Genomic DNA, 14,498 nt, shown 5'->3' on the forward strand with positions numbered 1-14,498 from the left:
CCATGTGGGCGATCGCTGACGTCTCCAACTTCTATTGCTCGTCGGAGAGGGTATTCGACCCGTCGCTGCGCGATAAACCGCTCATCGTGCTGAGTAACGGGGACGGCTGCGCCATCGCGCGCTCCGAGGAGGCCAAGGCGCTGCACATCAAGATGGGTGCGCCGATGTTCAAGATTCGTGATATCGTCCGCGAGCATGGCATCCAATACCGCAGCAGTTCCTACGAATTGTATGCCGACATGAATCGTCGCTTCAATCAGGTCCTCGCCGAGCACAGTTGCACGGTCGAGGTGTACTCGATCGACGAATCGTTCTTTCGCCTGCCGGTGCTCCCGAACGGCCTGGGCGACGTGGCTGCCGCGCACCGCGTGATCGCGGCCGTCAAGCGTGCGACGGGCCTGCCGATCCGCATCGGGCTTGGCCCGACCCGGACGCTGAGCAAGGTTGCCAACGCCCTCGCCAAGGCGTCGGAGAAGGTCTGGAAGGGCGTGGTCGACCTGCACGACATCGAGCTGCGGCGGCGCCTGTTCGCGCAATGGCCGGTCGAGGAGGTCTGGGGCATCGCGCGAGCGATGACCGAGCGGCTGCGACCGCTCGGCGTCAGGACGACGGCCGATCTTGCCGCCCTCCCCCCGGAGGTCGCGCGCGACGTGGGGACGGTGGTGCTGGAGCGGCTCGTGCGCGAGCTGAACGGCGTCGAATGCACCGATTTCGAGCCGGAGCCGCCCCCGTCCAAGGCGACCGCGGTGACCCGCTGCTTCGGTGAGCCGGTGCGCGAGGTCGCGGCGCTGCGCGAGGCGATGGTGCGCCGCGCGGTCCGCGCGGCCGAGAAGATCCGCGCGCAGGATCTCGCTGCCACCCGCCTGATCGCCTTTGCCCACGGAAGCCGGTTCAAGCCCAACGCGCCGTCCGCCTCGCGCATAGCGCGGCTGTCGCCGGCGACCAATGATCCGCGCGTGATCGGCGGTATGGCGGGCCGCATGGCGGATGTCATGTACGAAACTGGCGGCGTCTACACCAAGTGCGGCGTCATGCTCGAGGGGCTGGAGCCGATGACCGCGCACCAGGCCGACCTGTTCGCGGTGCCCGATCCGCGATCCCCTGCCCTGCTCGCCGCGATCGACGGGCTCAACGGGCGGTTCGGCCGCAACACGATGCGGCTTGCCTCCGAGGGCTTTGGCCAGAAGAGCTACGACACCAAGCGTGCGTTCAAGAGCCCGTCCTGGACCACGCGGATCGATCAGGTGCCGATCGCGCGTTGAGATCAATAGCGATAGCCTGCCTGCCGGCAGGCCGCTGCCAGCTTCATCACTCGCCCATCCTTCGCGCCGTACTGGCGCAACCGTGCGGAATAGCTGTCGCAATAGCTTTTCGCGCGAGCGGACAGTGGCACCCCGTTCGGACCTCGCGCGGTCGCCGCCCCGCCCCGTTCGGCATAGCCACGAGCAGTCGCTGACTGAACCTGGGTGCGCGCTTGCGCGCCCAGATCGACTGCGCCGGGCATGTCCTGCGCGCCGGCAGGGGTCGCGATCGCGAATATCCCGACCGTGAACACAGCAACCAGGCTACGCATTCGATGTTCTCCCTCGAATTTCCGTCAGGCCATCAACGATTTGGCGGCAGCATCGTGCCGGTCGCGGGAGCGATTATGGATACAGGCGGTTGTAGAGGTGATGAACACGTCGACCGTACCTTTCGCGCTCACGGTCGATGACGTCCCGATCATCCTGATGGACATGACGCTGATCCTGGAGGACGCCGGCTTTCGCTGCCATGAGGCGATGGACGGGGATACCGCGATCGTGCTGCTGGAAGAGCAGGCCGACAATACAATCCTGCTGTTCTCCGATGTCGAGATGCCGGGATCGATCAACGGCTTTGCGCTGGCGCGTCATGTCGCCCAGCACCGGCCCTGGATCGAGATCGTGATCGCCAGCGGCAATATCCGTCCCGATCCGGGTGACATGCCGGAGAAGGCGACGTTCATCCCGAAGCCCTTCTCGGCTGCGATCGTCCACGAGCACCTCCGCAGGACGCTGCCTGACGGCAAGAAGCCCGCGCCGCTGAAGAATGCGGTGACGACGCCGGTTCAGCCGGGAGCCTGAGCCACCCCTGCCGAGGCGAGCAACTGCGCGTCGGTCGCGTCGCGGTTGTCGATCCACCATTTGGCGTCCGCGATGCCGAGCAGCGCCGCGCCGGTTTCGACGCTATCGAGAGGTTGATCCTTGCGCAGCAAGGCGATCCGTTTCGCGCGAATGGTCGTTGCCCAGCTGACCTGTCGTTCCGAGCCGTTGAGCGGCGCCAGCGACAGATGGGCAACGGCTTGTTGCGAGGCCGCGGCGTCGCGCTCGTTCTCTTCCTGGCGCTGCTTGCGGTAGCACGCGCCGCAGACCGTCGTGCGCAGCCAGGTGGCCTTGCGCTCCTGCTGCGACGCGAACCCGGCAATGAAATGGGTTTGCTCATGGCCGCAGGTGTGGGTGATGCGATGGTCCATGACGTTCAGCCTGTCATATGGGCCGGATTTGTTCCAGCGGGATTGAGTCGAGCCGTTCGGTTCCGGCGACCGATGCTCGCGGCATGAAGATGGCGATCACGACCCGAGTGGGCTGCTCATCACCAGCACGGTCGCGCGCGCGATCGGCGCCGGCGCTACGCCGGCTCTGAAGGGGGCGACCGCCCCCCACCGCAGCGACTTGGCGACGGGGCGATAGCTGACCGGATGGATGCCATCCCGGCTCGGTTGCGCCCGCAGCGGGATGACGGTGTCGCCGAAACGTGCCGCGATCGACGTGACAATGGATGACGCGCGCAGGTCGTAGGGGGCAAGCCAGGCCACCTTGACGGCGGTGGTTCGCCGCCTGAGCGCAAGAAGGTTGGTTGGGAGCGCCGGACTGGCGGCATCGTTCGACCCGAGTGCGATGAGGGCGACGGTGGCGGCCGAAGCGCCCCTCACCCGCCGCTCGATCTCGGCCGAACCGGCACCCACGCGCGCATGAACCTCGCAGCGTATGCCCTGTGCTGCCAATGCCTGCGCCGTGCCGACCGCGGTGCTGTCGCCCAGGATCAGGCAGAAGGGAATCATGGCCGACCAGCCTGATGGGCAAGCGGTTTTCGTGGAGTGGTCATGTCGCCGTAGGCAAGTAGCCCGAAGATGGCGACAGCACAGCCGGCGATGCCGAACGCTGCGCGTGCCAGCCCGATCAGCCGCGCCTTGCGACCCTTGCGAAGGTGGTTCCACCCTCGATCGAGCGAGGTACGCCAGGACAGCCAGCCATCGCCGATATCGCTCGCGCCGAACATCGCGATGGGGATCGCGACGGCCAGCATGATATGCCGGATGTCGGCGCGGGCGATCACGATGGCGAGAAAGGTCGCGACCAGAATGAACAGCGCGATGGCGTTGATGACGCTGTAGAGCGGGCGCAGCCGAAAGATCCGACGCGAGGGCGCAGCGAGGTAGCGCACGATCGGACGGCGGCAGGTGTCGCAGACCAGCATGTGCTGCCCCAGCGGCCAGCGGCGCATCGCCTCATGGCAATACGGGCATTCGGGCCGGGGCAGGCTGATCATATTCATGCGACGTGGCCGACCCTGATCGCATCGGGAAGTGCAGCCCGGATCACGTCGGCGACGTCGGGCACGCAGATCCAGTTGGAGAATCTCGGGTTCCAGATCGCCTTGCCCTTGCACAACGCGGAAAGAACCTCCCTGCCGATCTCATCGTCGCGCGCGGCCCTGAATGCGATGCGGCCATCTGGCAGTGTCCGCTCGACGATCCCGGCGCATACCTCGATAGGTGCGCCCGCCTTGACGGGAACCGCCTTGGCAGGGGGCGATACCTCCAAAACGGTGCATTCAACCGCTACCGATGTGGAGGGACTTTGCGCCGGATGAACAGTGACAGGCTCTGCCTCGACGTACGGCGGCAATTCCGGCACAGACGCGGCCTGGACGATGGGCATGTTGATCGGCCCAGACGGGTCGCCGGTATGAGACGTATCGGCGGCGTCCGTGCTGTCAGGAACGATGCCGAGGCGGGTATAGATATCGCCCTCCTGGACATGGTCGGCGATGAGCTGGTCGGCGATCTCGACCATCTGCGCGGCGGTGACGCCGGTCGAAAACATTCGTCCCAGGGGCGATGACCCGCCGAACGGCACCCAGGCTTTGTAAAGGTTGTCGCATTTGTAGATCGGCTCGTCGCTGCCGATTTTGGAACGGTCGATCATCGCGGTGGGCGGAACGGACACGAATACGCCGACCTCCGCGAACGCCCTGTCATGCCCTTTTCGCTTCAGCCACGCCTGCAGCACCTTGCGTTGTCGTTTGGCCTGTTCGACCGGATTGGGGATGTTCTGCGGCTGACGTTGCGAGCGATACCAGACCATCCATTCGCCATGCTCGTTCTTCGAGATCCGGCCAGAGTAGTTCTTGGATTCGAAGATCGAGGCGGTGCGCGACGCCCGCGACAGCAGGATATGATCGAACTGCGCGAACCCGCCCTGCCCGTCCGGCAGGCGCAGATCGTGGATAAGCAGGTTGCGGTCGTTGTCAGGCCCGAATTGGTGATCGAGCATATAGGCGGTCTCGCGCTCGCCCCGCATCCCCTGGCGATGGTTCCGCACCGTCGATCGCACGCGCTCGGGGAGAGCCGCGAACTCGTCGGACGCCATCACTTCGTCGGCAAATGCGATCTCGGCCGCGCGGGTCGATTTCTTGCGGATCATCGTTTCGGCGTTCCCGGATTTGGCTGCGGCAGCGGTTGAACCGCCTGCGCCGGTAGCGGCGCGGAGGCGGGAGGCACCATTGCGGGCGGCTTGGCCGGCACCAGCCTCGCCTCGAGCCGTGGCCGTGCATCCTCGATCAGCTTGCGGAACGCATCGAGCGTCGCCAGCGTGGTGATCTTGCCGATGTCGGTCGAGGCGTAGCTTCCACCGAGCGCACCCACGCCAAGGCCGAGCAACAGCCCACCGCCCACGACGCCGATATCCTTCTTGCGCGCCGACCCGCTGGCGACCGCTTCCTGGATGCCGGTGTTCACGTCGACCAGCGTCATCAGCACCTGGCTTTCGAGTGTCTTCGACTTGAGCCCGACCGCCCCGCCGAACACACCGCCGACCCCGCCCCCGCTCTCACGCGACTTGGCGTCGGAATAGACCACCTTCACCTCGATCAGATAATCCGCCTTGGTGACAGGCCGGGTTGTGGCAGTCCCGCCATTGATCGCGCGTTCGCGTTCGAGCGCGCTGAACGCCTCGCCGCGATCGGCGACGCGGAAGCAATTGGATCGCGCGATCATCAGCTTGACCAGTGGCAGCGCGTCGACGCGCGCGGTCGAACCGCCGTTCTGCATCTCCGCCATGCGCATGAGCGCCTGCAGTTGCGGCGACAGGCCATCGGCCGGGTTGGCGGCCTTCTCCTCAACCAGCGCGGCAACGCCGAGCGGCACCTGGCATTGCGGCACGGCGGTCGTCTCGTCGACGCCGGTGCCGCCCTGCCCCAGCTTCTGGGCGTGGGCCATTGAAGGTGTGACGGCCGCGAGCGCGGCCGTCACGACGAGCATGCGGGTGCGATCAAGCACCGGCGCCCGCCTTCTTCGCATGCGCTGCGGGATCGCAGATCCCGGCACGCTCCTCGTCCGCCGCAACTTTCTTCGCGGCTTCGTCACAGTCCTTGCAGTCGGGACAGTCCGCGCAGTCCTTGCATTTGCCGTTGTGAAGCGCGTGCGCGCGATAGCGCGCCTTCTTCGCCTCGACCTCGCGCGCGGCATCGGTGCCGGCATGACTTCCGGCGAAGCTCGCCATCGCGAGCAGGACCGGCGCCGACGACTGCGCGCTGGCGGCCGACGGCAAGGCCACGGAGAGGGCGGCAAGCCCCAGCGCGGCGATCATCTTCAGTTTCATCGTGTGTACTCCTTCCCTGGCCGTTTTCAGAAGAAACCGTTGCGTCGGCCGTCGCGACGGTCATCGTGGCGGGCGCTGCTGTCGCCCAGCGCCGAGCGCCGGACCTCCAGCTCAACCCCGTCCCCCTTGCGGCGAATGCGGACATCCTGCGGGGCGATGTTGTTGCGCTTCGCCCAGCGGTCTGCGTCGGCATCCGAGCCGAACTCGCCCATTTCCTCGAAATCCCAGTTGCTCATGTCTCCTGTCCCGGTTGATCGCCGTGCCGGCGCGCGGGGGCCGGTCCTGGCGGTGCGATGCGAAATCCCCGCGCGTGGATGAAGGACAGTGTCACTGGATCGAGGCCGGTTTGGCGGCGATGCGCCGGACCACGAGATTGCTGTCGGCCCCCAGACGAAGATCGAGCGTGTGCCCGACCCGTCGCGTGAACAGCATCACGCCGGCAACCTCGTCGTGCAGCGTGCCCTTGCCGAAGAAGGTCCGAGAATCTGCCCATTCGCGGCCGTGGATGAAGCGGACGCGATATTGGCCGAGCGGGGCTGGCACGGTGACACGCTCGAAGGCGCGGACATAGACCGACAGCCGGTTCTTCGCCGTCGCCGGATCGAGCAGCTGGACGATGCTATTGTCTGCCGCACCCTGAATGGTCAGGTGGCTTCTGACGGTTCGCAGGTCGACGCTGGAGGAGACGGCGACCGTTCCCGATTCCGGAAAACCGGTGTTCGTCCCCACGATTGACGCGAACAGGCTGGAGGTTGCGCGCTTGATCTGGCCCTGCCCGGCCCAGGCCGCAAGGACCAGTGCGATGGCAACACCGACGCCCAGCGCCTGCCAGTAAGGGGCCGGCGTGAAGCGCGGGCGGGGCCGCCATCGACCGCGCTGATAATCGTGGCCCCTGTTCCTGGCTTCGAACCACGACCCTTTCGATCCGCCAGATATCCAGCTCGCGCTCCCCAGCGGCACCGATTTCCTGAACCCGAAGCGGTTCAGCTCGACCCGTGCCTTGCGATCGTTCCATTGCGTCGCACCGGGATCGAGCCCCTGCCGCTTGCGGTAGCGATCGCGCATATAGTCGCGATCATCGATGCCCATCGACCACCTCCATCGACTGCGAGGGGAGAGCCAGGGGAAACACGTCCATTCTGGACAGCATCGCGTGATCGCGCAGCGAGGCCTCGACGGCGACAACCTCGCTCGAAGTCAGTCCAGGTTCGCGTCGTACGAACAGGATGGTCGACGCCGATCCTGCCAGCCAGCGCGCGATGGAGATCCTGGGCATCAGCCGGTCGTGGTCGGCGAAAGCGTGGGTCGCTCGTCGCACGCCGGCCAGCACGGTCATTCCCCAACGCAGGGCGTGACCGTTTCCAGAATCGTGTCCCGCCGCCTCTGCGACGGCTTCCGGCGGGAGATCCCGTATCAGATCGCGGACGGCCGAAAGGGTCGCACCAGGTTCATCGCCGGCATGCTGGATCGCGCGGAGCAGCACATAGCGCGAAGCGCAGGTGTAGCCCGAGCAAACGTCAGGATCGTCGGGAAGGAACGCTTCGATCGCGGACGAGCGTGCATAGTCGCTCGGATGGTCTGCGAAGAAGTCCCAGTTGCCGCGCGCGGGGTCGATCAGCTGGTCGCGGACCTGGTCGGCGAGTTCGGCGATCGCGTCGCCATCGCCGAATACCGCGAGCCGGCCCCCGTCACCGGCGCGGACCGCTTCAAGCGCCGCTTCCGTCAGATCCGCGGTTTCGGCGATCGTGAGGGTCGCGTGCGTCGGCTCGGGTTGGCGCCGGAAGCGAAAAGGGAAACTACCGTCCACCGGGCGTACCTTGGGTTGCGGGCGGAACGAAAATTCCACCATCGGTGTGAAGCGACGCGCTGACGATTCCGCATCCGACCGCCCAGGCGAAGGTGAAAGCCGCCACCGCGGCCGCCAGGAGTCCCGCCTGACGCAACCGGCGCGTCAGCGGGACGATCATGCGTGGTGCGGTTGACCGTGGCTCCACGGGCTTCCTGCGGGCCTGATGGCCATACTCGGCCGTTCCCTCGATCGCGTCGCAGGGCGGCGTGTCGAGCCGCGAGGTCCGACCGATGCGGGGAGGCCCGTGCATATAGTCGCGGTCGGCGAGGCTCATCGTGCTGGCTCGGACCGGACCCGGAGGGCACGCAGCGCGCGGGTGAGCGGCAGGAGTAAGACGTAGGTCAGGCCGAAAATCGCGGCCATCGCAAGCGTTTCGCCGCCCCAGTCGAGCGCATCGTCGCGCCGCGCGAGCTGGCTGCATTGCGTGAGCGTATGAGTGTCGAGGTCGCAGGCGTGCCAGTGCTTGGTGGCGATCACCTGGTCCCAGGTCGGTGGTGATGTGGTCATGCTCATAGCTCCAGTCCGATGTCCTTTTCGGGGTAGGGAAGTTCAGGCCCTTTGGGCTCGACCGGGACGCTGAACCGGGAGAGGTCGAGCGAGGGATCGGTACGGATGTCGATCTTGCCGCCGGTCGAGGGGCGGGCTGTATCTGCGCTCGGCTCGCCTCCGACTTTCTCCGGTCCGCGATCGAGGTCGGGCGGCAGCGAAGGGTTGAACGTCTCGCCCGCGCCGGCTTTCGTGGCTGCGCCGGCAGCGCCGCGATCGGGGTCGATCGACAGCGCGCCGGTGGTCTCGAGCGCCGAGGTCTTGTTGCCCTCGTTGCGCTCGATCGCGGCGGTCAGCTTCTCGCGGTCGTCGGTGAACAGCTGGATGTCGTCGCGGACGCGCGTGACGGTGACGTTGAACAGCCGCTGGTTGGAGAGGTTCGATTCCCTGTGGCTCATCACCGCGATCGCGGTGTCGGTGGTGATGCCCTGCGCCGCGTGCATGTTGAGCGCGTAGGCGAGGCTGATCCGCTCCATCATCGGATCGCCCGCCTTCAGCTCGTGGAGGGTGCCGTCGCTCGCCTCCACCTTGATCCCCGACGGGTCGGCCGAGACGACGCGGGCGATATCGTTGTTGTTGAGGCCGCGGTCCTTGTCGTTCTGGGTCCAGCGGATCTTGTCGCCCTCATGCAGCTTGATCTGCTCGCGCTGGGCGAGCTGCATCGCGTCGGTCTTGTCGACCGGCGATATCTTCTGCGGATCGAAGGTCCGTACCCGGTTGCCGATCTGGACCTGAACGCGCCCCTTCGCGTCGACGCCGAGCACGTCATAGGTGCCGGGGCTGAGGCCGAGCTCGCGCATGGCATGGCGCAGGTCGATCACCTGGCCGGGCTTATAGGTATGCGCGTAGCGGAGTTCCTCGCGCGTGACGTTGACCTTGTCGAGGACCGGGGTGACGACGCCGTCCCCTTTCAACGTGCCCTCCGCGGCGAGGCCGTCCTGGATGCGCACGTTGAGCTCTGCGCGCGCGACGCGGCCCGACGAGAACATCGCGGTGGTCTCGCGCTGTTCGGGGGTTAGGCCCAGCCAGTGTTCGGCCGCGGCCTTCACATGCTCGGGGTTGGCGGTGACCTTGTCGCCGAGCATCGCCATCGCCTCGCGCACCTCGCCGCGGTTGGTCAGCGCGGCGACGGTGCGCAGCTGCTCGGTGCGCTGGCGCAGATTCTCGTCCATCCGCGCCAGCGTGATCCCGCCGGCCTGCGCGAGCGCGAACGCCTTGCCGGCGTCGACCGCGGTGATCTGCTGGCGATCGCCGATCATCAGGAAGCGATCGACGCCGAGCGCATTGGCGATGCCGACCAGGTGCTTCATCTGCTCCGAGCCGACCATCGAGGCTTCGTCGAGGATGAGCGTGGTGCCGGCGAGCGCGTCTCGCGCGCCGTCATAGCCCGCGCCCTTCCCAGCGAGCGCGTGGCGGGCATAGCTGTGGACGAACGAGGACACGGTGCGGCTCTCGATGCCGGCTTCGGCGCCGAGACGATCGGCGGTCGCCTTCATGAGCGCGAGACCGACCACCTTGCCGCCTTCCTGCTCGACATTGCGCGCGACGCTCGCCAGCATGGTCGACTTGCCGGCGCCCGAGACGCCCTGGACCGCGACGATGCGATCGGCGGAAGTGAGCGCCATCGTCGCGGCCGCCATCTGCCCTGCATTGAGTTCCTTGTCGCCCGATGCGGCGTTGATCCGCTCGATAACGGTGTCGGCGGAGACGATCACCCGCCCCTCCCCCTTGCCGCGCTCGATCTCTGCAAGGATGCCGCGCTCCGTCGCGAGCGCCTCGGGCGTCGTGACATGGGTGACGACGCTGTCGATCCGGTCATCCTTGCCCGGAATCAGCTTCTCGTTGCGGATGAGCTCGGAGACGCGCGCGTCGACATGCGCGGCGGTGACACCCTTCAGCCCGAGGTCGAGCGCGGTCCTGGTGATGTCCGGCACCGCGAACGCGGCTTCGCGTTGGGCATGGATGCGGATCGCGGAGGCGACGGCGTGCTGGGCGCGCAGATCCACCGGCGCGATGCGCAGCCGGTCGAGGCCGCTGGCGACGAGCGGATCGGCGGGTCGGAATAACTCGCCCAGGCTTTCGCGGAGATTGGCCAGGACGTCACCGAGGCGCTCCATCGGTCGTGGCTGGGCATCGAGGCCGCTGGCGCCAGCACGCTCGCGCGCGGCATCGACCAGTGCCTTGCCGTCGAATCCGAGCGCGGCCGCCCGGTCACGCCATTCCTGGCGCAGGGCATCGCGATCCTCGACGTTCAGCTTGGCGTCGCGGGTATTGTTGGTCACCTTGCGCAACGCCTCGGCGGAGGTGACACCGAGCTCGCCGGCTTTCGCCAGGATATCGGCGCGCCGCTGGCTGAAGGTGTCGATCACCTCCTTAGGCACGCCGGCGATCTCGAACTGGCCGTGCTTGCCGGTGACGCTTGTTTCGTAGCCGATCTTTGCCAGCTCGGCGCGAAACTGGGCGTGATAGGCCGCGCCGATCGTGGTGTTGTTCTTCCAGAGCTGCTGGTTGTGGAGCGCCTGCCATGCCCCGTTCGCCATCTTGGTCATGTTGGCGATAAGGACGTGGATGTGGCCCTGCGGATCGAGAGCGCGGCTCGTGTCGTGCTGGAACAGCGCATAGACGAGGTTGCCGGTTCGCACCGCATCCCCTGACCTGGACTGATCGTAGGTGCGGCCTTCGGCGAAGGTCTTCTCGACCCATCCCATCGTCGCCTTTACGGCGTTCATATGCGCGGTGAGGACACGGGTGTCGCAAGCGACATAGGCCATTACGCTGGCGGACTTCGGCATCGAGAAGGTCAGGTCGACACCGAGCCTGCGACCCTCGACCTGCCCGACCTTTTCGCCATCGGGCATCTCGCCGTTGAGGATCTTCTCGAAGTCTTCCTTGGTCACCTCGCCCTTGAGGCCAAGGTCGGCCGCGCCCACCCCGCCCCAGGCGGTCGCCTCGGACGAATGCTCGGCGGTGTAGTAATCGTCCTTGGCGAAATACTGCGCCGCGCCGGAGGCGGACTTGACGGAAGCGACCGACAGCATCGGCTACATCCCCATGTCCATGTCGTCATCGATCTCCGGCGAATGATCCGGGCCGTGATGACGATGGTGGTGATCGGGGTCGCGCTGCGTCGCAAACCCATCGCGCAATTCGCGGGTCGCCTGGTCCTCGTGGCGATCGGCATCACCGCGATCGGACCGGCTTTCCGGGGCATGGCGTGACGCCTCGCCGCGCGTCGGATCCACCCCGCTCTGCGGACCCGCACGGTTCTCGATCAGGGACATGCCCATGCCGCCGAGTTGGGCATCCAGACTGGATGAACCTCCCGTCACAGGCTTGGAAGGTTCGCCCCCGACCCTCGTTGCGGCATCCGACGCGCGGACGGCATCGACGCCGGTCGGGCTGCTGGCGACGCCCTTGCCGGTTATCTGATCGATCACCACCGGCAGCGACCCGGTGACCTCCATCGCCGCAGCCGCCTTTTCAGCCTCGCTACGCGGCTTCTCGGGCTGCGAGGCGGTCAGGTCCGGCTCTTGCCTTTCCTTCGCCTCCACGCCCCCCACAGGCCGTGTGGGGGTATGCTCGCGGCCACCCTCACCCCCCTCATCCGCGCCATTGTTCCCGGTGTCGAGCGACGCAGGTCTTCCGGCGAGACGTATTCGGTAGGCTTGAAGTTCTTGCGGGGCACCGCCCCCGGCGCGACCTCGGCATAGGAGCGGTATTTCAGTTCGATCCGCGCAGCGGGAAATCCATCGGGAAACTTCACGAAGCCGTGGAGCGACGGCAGGTTGCCGATGTCGTAGGGGATCGCCAGCGGCTCGATCGCCGTGCGAGGCGTGAGGGTCGAGGCGTCGCGGGTGTTGTTGTAGCCGTAGCTGTAGGCCTCATCCATCTGGCGGACCTCGCGGCTGCCGATGAACTCGGAGCACTTTTCGGCTGTGGTTCGATCGGCGGTGGCGAGGATCAGCTTGGTGCGCGCAAGTCCGGTGAGCGCGGTCGCGTTCTGCAAGCCATAGGTCGCGACCAGCTTGTCGAACGAGTCGATCCCAAGGACGAACGCACCGCCGAAGTTGCGGGCCGACTGGAGGCCATGCTCGATACCAGGAAGCGCGTGAAGCGCATGGACTTGGTCAAAACGGATCCAGGTCCGCAGGTCACGGGTCTTGGGCAGGCGCATGAGGTTGTTGACGGCCAGATCGATCCACAGCGTGAACAGACCGCGGGTCATCTCGAGGTCGTTGTACGAGCCGGTGATGAACATGATCGAGCCGTCGCGATTGTCAGGTCGATCCAGTCGCGGATCGAGAAGGCGGGCAGGCCGCCCGGGACAGGGTCCGGCATGAAGCGTAGCGCCTGTCCGTTGACGTTCAGAACCGAGCGGATCAATTCCGCCATGCGGGCGGCTTTCTCGGTCGTCGGCCGGGGCGGCGATGGTGTCATCGAGCTTGGCGTTGATCGACTTCAGATCGGCCTGCATCAGGTGGTCCACGATGGCGGCGTTGTTCGCCTCACCCATCTCTTGAAGCTTCAGGCACATCTCGATGAAGAGCATCCGCGCGGCGTTCTGCCAGAACGGTTCCTTGTCGTCGGGATGCGAGGGAATCGAGGCCGATGCGGCCGAAACGAAGTCGGCATAGTTGCGGCATTCGTCGAACAGCGTCCACGGCGCGCAACGCTCGTCCATAGGGTTGAGAATGACGTCGGTTTCTGGGTTGTAGAACGTCTCCACGAACACGCCGGTCAGGTCAAAGATCGCGCGATGACCGCGCGCGCGAAGCTGCGAGACGTGGCTGCGCAGCTGGGTCGTCTTGCCGGTGCCGGTGGTGCCGATGAGCATGGTATGGCTCTGTTCGAGCCGCCACGGATAGGGGATGCCGGCGATCGTGTATGGAACGTGGATGCCCCGGTCGATCCGATCGAGGATCGGAGCCTTGGCGACGAGTTCGGGGACGTACGGCGGATCGTGTTCGGCGGGCTGGGTGCGGAACTTGCGTCGGTTGTGGCCGCTGACAGTTTTGACGAGCACGTCACGCTCGACCAACAGGGCGCCGCGGTTGTGGCGTTCCTGGAGCATGTCGCTGCCGCGCTTGTTTGCCCACATGATGAACCACATGATGATCGGTGCTGCGATGAAGGCCGACGTGGCGGATCTGCATCAGGAAGTCTTGACCGTCTTCGCCCAGGCATGAACGACATGGGGTTCGTAGGGGACGTAGCCGATCGGAACCTTCGTCGCGATGCCGTTTGGCAAGGTCAGGTTGATGAGGTGGATTACCCCGCCGACCCACGTCCAGATGGCGGAATAGAGCTTCATCAGGTCGAGCTGGAATTCATGCTGGGCGAACCAGGCCAGACGAAGATATTGAACAGGACGATGAACGTCCCCAGCCATATCCAGATGGGCACCTGGAGGCCCGCCCAGGTCATCTTGTACTGACTGGCGAGAGCTGCGAACCGCGGGTGAAATTGCCCGAGTTGCGGGTGATCCGCCCCCGCGCGGAATGGTGTTTTACGGTCGCCGCCTGACCGTTGAACCGGATGTCGCCGCTACGCATGGAACGTCGCAGGCGCTCCTTCGCGGCTTCGCGAAGCTGGGGTACGACGTCGCCGTGATCGCGTGTGATAATCACGTCGATCACGCCCGCCTGCATGTACTCGAGAACAAGGAACCACCAGGTAATGTGAAAGTATGCTCGGCCTGAGCGAAACGGATACCGAACATAAGCGCCATGCACGCGGCCTCAGACCGGGAGCACGACCGTTTCGCGGCTACACGATCAAGTGCCGCAATCTCTTCAGACGAAAGTCTGAAAGCTATCGTCGAGTTAGACATTCACCACCCACTTGAAAGTGGCTGGTGGGGTTTTCGGAGAGTGGAAAATACTACAGCCTGGTCCCGTATATAGTGAAAACGCATTCACCCTGCAAACAGGGATTTTCGCGCGTTCTCAAGCGCTTAGGGGAGAACCACCAAGGCGTTTGCAGGGGCAAACATGTTTGCCCTCCAAACACCCGCATGCAGACACCTAACCTGCGGCGTGCCGCGTACGGTGTGCAAATCCTAGGGAGCTCTCGCGGTGGTGGTGGCATCATGGCTGGAATATGAGATCATTGGACTGGGTTCCGGGAGAGTAAGCGCACAGGCACCGTTCACCGGACTGGACCGAAGGGTATTGGGCGGAGCAATCCCGCCCGACGACGGA

Annotated in this window: 20 protein-coding genes and 1 pseudogene; 2 read left to right on the forward strand and 19 right to left on the reverse strand. The window is 65.7% G+C overall.

From position 1 onward, the window contains the following. Positions 1-2: 2 nt before the first annotated feature. Entirely contained in the window at positions 3-1,262 is a 1,260-nt protein-coding gene (locus ACM61V_RS21315; protein ID WP_007406368.1) for a Y-family DNA polymerase, read from the forward strand. Between the two features lie 2 nt (positions 1,263-1,264). Here the strand turns inward: ACM61V_RS21315 and ACM61V_RS21320 are convergent, their stop codons facing one another. Continuing rightward, positions 1,265-1,573 (reverse strand): hypothetical protein, encoded by a 309-nt coding sequence (locus ACM61V_RS21320; RefSeq protein ID WP_010409222.1) that lies wholly within the window; start codon positions 1,571-1,573, stop codon positions 1,265-1,267. Positions 1,574-1,673: 100 nt separating this feature from the next. Between ACM61V_RS21320 and ACM61V_RS21325 the strand changes: the two genes are divergently transcribed. Further along, the gene (locus tag ACM61V_RS21325) at positions 1,674-2,105 is read left to right on the forward strand and encodes a response regulator (RefSeq protein WP_419714703.1); all 432 of its coding nucleotides are present in this window, start codon (positions 1,674-1,676) and stop codon (positions 2,103-2,105) included. Here the strand turns inward: ACM61V_RS21325 and ACM61V_RS21330 are convergent. The 18 genes and pseudogenes from ACM61V_RS21330 to ACM61V_RS21415 all read right to left on the reverse strand — a co-directional run bounded on the left by ACM61V_RS21330 (position 2,090) and on the right by ACM61V_RS21415 (position 13,946). Continuing rightward, positions 2,090-2,494 (reverse strand): hypothetical protein, encoded by a 405-nt coding sequence (locus tag ACM61V_RS21330; RefSeq protein ID WP_010409157.1) that lies wholly within the window; start codon positions 2,492-2,494, stop codon positions 2,090-2,092. The genes ACM61V_RS21325 and ACM61V_RS21330 overlap by 16 nt on opposite strands. A gap of 96 nt (positions 2,495-2,590) precedes the next feature. Next, positions 2,591-3,082 (reverse strand): hypothetical protein, encoded by a 492-nt coding sequence (locus ACM61V_RS21335; protein ID WP_010409155.1) that lies wholly within the window; start codon positions 3,080-3,082, stop codon positions 2,591-2,593. After that, positions 3,079-3,576, reverse strand: coding sequence for a hypothetical protein (locus ACM61V_RS21340; RefSeq protein WP_010409153.1), 498 nt, complete (start codon positions 3,574-3,576; stop codon positions 3,079-3,081). The genes ACM61V_RS21335 and ACM61V_RS21340 overlap by 4 nt, the downstream gene beginning before the upstream one ends. Beyond that, entirely contained in the window at positions 3,573-4,727 is a 1,155-nt protein-coding gene (locus tag ACM61V_RS21345; RefSeq protein WP_010409151.1) for a nuclease-related domain-containing protein, read from the reverse strand. Before ACM61V_RS21345 ends, ACM61V_RS21340 begins: the two co-directional genes overlap by 4 nt. Next, positions 4,724-5,581: a CsgG/HfaB family protein gene (locus tag ACM61V_RS21350; RefSeq protein ID WP_010409149.1), complete on the reverse strand. Its 858-nt coding sequence runs from the start codon at positions 5,579-5,581 to the stop codon at positions 4,724-4,726. The genes ACM61V_RS21345 and ACM61V_RS21350 overlap by 4 nt, the downstream gene beginning before the upstream one ends. Next, positions 5,574-5,903, reverse strand: coding sequence for a hypothetical protein (locus ACM61V_RS21355; protein ID WP_010409148.1), 330 nt, complete (start codon positions 5,901-5,903; stop codon positions 5,574-5,576). The genes ACM61V_RS21350 and ACM61V_RS21355 overlap by 8 nt, the downstream gene beginning before the upstream one ends. A 26-nt stretch (positions 5,904-5,929) precedes the next feature. Continuing rightward, positions 5,930-6,139 carry a hypothetical protein gene (locus ACM61V_RS21360; protein ID WP_010409146.1) on the reverse strand — a complete coding sequence of 70 codons (210 nt, stop codon included), beginning with the start codon at positions 6,137-6,139 and terminating at the stop codon, positions 5,930-5,932. Between the two features lie 91 nt (positions 6,140-6,230). Continuing rightward, on the reverse strand, positions 6,231-6,992 hold the full coding sequence (locus tag ACM61V_RS21365) for a hypothetical protein (protein WP_010409145.1): 762 nt from the start codon (positions 6,990-6,992) through the stop codon (positions 6,231-6,233). Continuing rightward, positions 6,979-7,710: a hypothetical protein gene (locus ACM61V_RS21370; RefSeq protein WP_010409143.1), complete on the reverse strand. Its 732-nt coding sequence runs from the start codon at positions 7,708-7,710 to the stop codon at positions 6,979-6,981. Before ACM61V_RS21370 ends, ACM61V_RS21365 begins: the two co-directional genes overlap by 14 nt. After that, a complete protein-coding gene (locus tag ACM61V_RS21375; protein WP_010409142.1) occupies positions 7,700-8,026 on the reverse strand; it encodes a hypothetical protein in 327 nt (108 codons plus the stop codon). The genes ACM61V_RS21370 and ACM61V_RS21375 overlap by 11 nt, the downstream gene beginning before the upstream one ends. Then, positions 8,023-8,259 carry a hypothetical protein gene (locus ACM61V_RS21380; protein WP_033967468.1) on the reverse strand — a complete coding sequence of 79 codons (237 nt, stop codon included), beginning with the start codon at positions 8,257-8,259 and terminating at the stop codon, positions 8,023-8,025. Before ACM61V_RS21380 ends, ACM61V_RS21375 begins: the two co-directional genes overlap by 4 nt. Before the next feature lie 2 nt (positions 8,260-8,261). Then, positions 8,262-11,336 (reverse strand): MobF family relaxase, encoded by a 3,075-nt coding sequence (mobF, locus tag ACM61V_RS21385; RefSeq protein WP_010409137.1) that lies wholly within the window; start codon positions 11,334-11,336, stop codon positions 8,262-8,264. Between the two features lie 3 nt (positions 11,337-11,339). Then, a complete protein-coding gene (locus ACM61V_RS21390; RefSeq protein WP_208856235.1) occupies positions 11,340-11,849 on the reverse strand; it encodes a hypothetical protein in 510 nt (169 codons plus the stop codon). Next, positions 11,816-12,556: a type IV secretion system DNA-binding domain-containing protein gene (locus ACM61V_RS21395; RefSeq protein WP_419714711.1), complete on the reverse strand. Its 741-nt coding sequence runs from the start codon at positions 12,554-12,556 to the stop codon at positions 11,816-11,818. Before ACM61V_RS21395 ends, ACM61V_RS21390 begins: the two co-directional genes overlap by 34 nt. After that, entirely contained in the window at positions 12,520-12,735 is a 216-nt protein-coding gene (locus ACM61V_RS21400) for a type IV secretion system DNA-binding domain-containing protein (protein WP_419714712.1), read from the reverse strand. Before ACM61V_RS21400 ends, ACM61V_RS21395 begins: the two co-directional genes overlap by 37 nt. A gap of 31 nt (positions 12,736-12,766) precedes the next feature. Beyond that, positions 12,767-13,408 (reverse strand): annotated as a pseudogene (locus ACM61V_RS21405) (type IV secretion system DNA-binding domain-containing protein); the annotation flags it as partial. 42 nt (positions 13,409-13,450) lie between these two features. After that, positions 13,451-13,687: a hypothetical protein gene (locus tag ACM61V_RS21410; RefSeq protein WP_419714704.1), complete on the reverse strand. Its 237-nt coding sequence runs from the start codon at positions 13,685-13,687 to the stop codon at positions 13,451-13,453. Between the two features lie 31 nt (positions 13,688-13,718). Then, positions 13,719-13,946: a hypothetical protein gene (locus ACM61V_RS21415; RefSeq protein ID WP_419714705.1), complete on the reverse strand. Its 228-nt coding sequence runs from the start codon at positions 13,944-13,946 to the stop codon at positions 13,719-13,721. Positions 13,947-14,498 lie beyond the last annotated feature (552 nt).

The sequence above is a fragment of the Sphingomonas sp. TX0543 genome (assembly GCF_048565505.1).
Taxonomy (GTDB): domain Bacteria; phylum Pseudomonadota; class Alphaproteobacteria; order Sphingomonadales; family Sphingomonadaceae; genus Sphingomonas.

What these genes read in the sequence shown, in the direction of transcription:
- ACM61V_RS21315 (WP_007406368.1), top strand. Translation starts at nt 3, where the DNA reads ATGTGGGCGATCGCTGACGTCTCCAACTTCTATTGCTCGTCGGAGAGG.
- ACM61V_RS21320 (WP_010409222.1), bottom strand. Translation starts at nt 1,573, where the DNA reads ATGCGTAGCCTGGTTGCTGTGTTCACGGTCGGGATATTCGCGATCGCG.
- ACM61V_RS21325 (WP_419714703.1), top strand. Translation starts at nt 1,674, where the DNA reads ATGAACACGTCGACCGTACCTTTCGCGCTCACGGTCGATGACGTCCCG.
- ACM61V_RS21330 (WP_010409157.1), bottom strand. Translation starts at nt 2,494, where the DNA reads ATGGACCATCGCATCACCCACACCTGCGGCCATGAGCAAACCCATTTC.
- ACM61V_RS21335 (WP_010409155.1), bottom strand. Translation starts at nt 3,082, where the DNA reads ATGATTCCCTTCTGCCTGATCCTGGGCGACAGCACCGCGGTCGGCACG.
- ACM61V_RS21340 (WP_010409153.1), bottom strand. Translation starts at nt 3,576, where the DNA reads ATGAATATGATCAGCCTGCCCCGGCCCGAATGCCCGTATTGCCATGAG.
- ACM61V_RS21345 (WP_010409151.1), bottom strand. Translation starts at nt 4,727, where the DNA reads ATGATCCGCAAGAAATCGACCCGCGCGGCCGAGATCGCATTTGCCGAC.
- ACM61V_RS21355 (WP_010409148.1), bottom strand. Translation starts at nt 5,903, where the DNA reads ATGAAACTGAAGATGATCGCCGCGCTGGGGCTTGCCGCCCTCTCCGTG.
- ACM61V_RS21360 (WP_010409146.1), bottom strand. Translation starts at nt 6,139, where the DNA reads ATGAGCAACTGGGATTTCGAGGAAATGGGCGAGTTCGGCTCGGATGCC.
- ACM61V_RS21365 (WP_010409145.1), bottom strand. Translation starts at nt 6,992, where the DNA reads ATGGGCATCGATGATCGCGACTATATGCGCGATCGCTACCGCAAGCGG.
- ACM61V_RS21375 (WP_010409142.1), bottom strand. Translation starts at nt 8,026, where the DNA reads ATGAGCCTCGCCGACCGCGACTATATGCACGGGCCTCCCCGCATCGGT.
- ACM61V_RS21380 (WP_033967468.1), bottom strand. Translation starts at nt 8,259, where the DNA reads ATGACCACATCACCACCGACCTGGGACCAGGTGATCGCCACCAAGCAC.
- mobF (WP_010409137.1), bottom strand. Translation starts at nt 11,336, where the DNA reads ATGCTGTCGGTCGCTTCCGTCAAGTCCGCCTCCGGCGCGGCGCAGTAT.
- ACM61V_RS21395 (WP_419714711.1), bottom strand. Translation starts at nt 12,556, where the DNA reads ATGTTCATCACCGGCTCGTACAACGACCTCGAGATGACCCGCGGTCTG.
- ACM61V_RS21400 (WP_419714712.1), bottom strand. Translation starts at nt 12,735, where the DNA reads ATGACACCATCGCCGCCCCGGCCGACGACCGAGAAAGCCGCCCGCATG.
- ACM61V_RS21410 (WP_419714704.1), bottom strand. Translation starts at nt 13,687, where the DNA reads ATGGCTGGGGACGTTCATCGTCCTGTTCAATATCTTCGTCTGGCCTGG.
- ACM61V_RS21415 (WP_419714705.1), bottom strand. Translation starts at nt 13,946, where the DNA reads ATGCAGGCGGGCGTGATCGACGTGATTATCACACGCGATCACGGCGAC.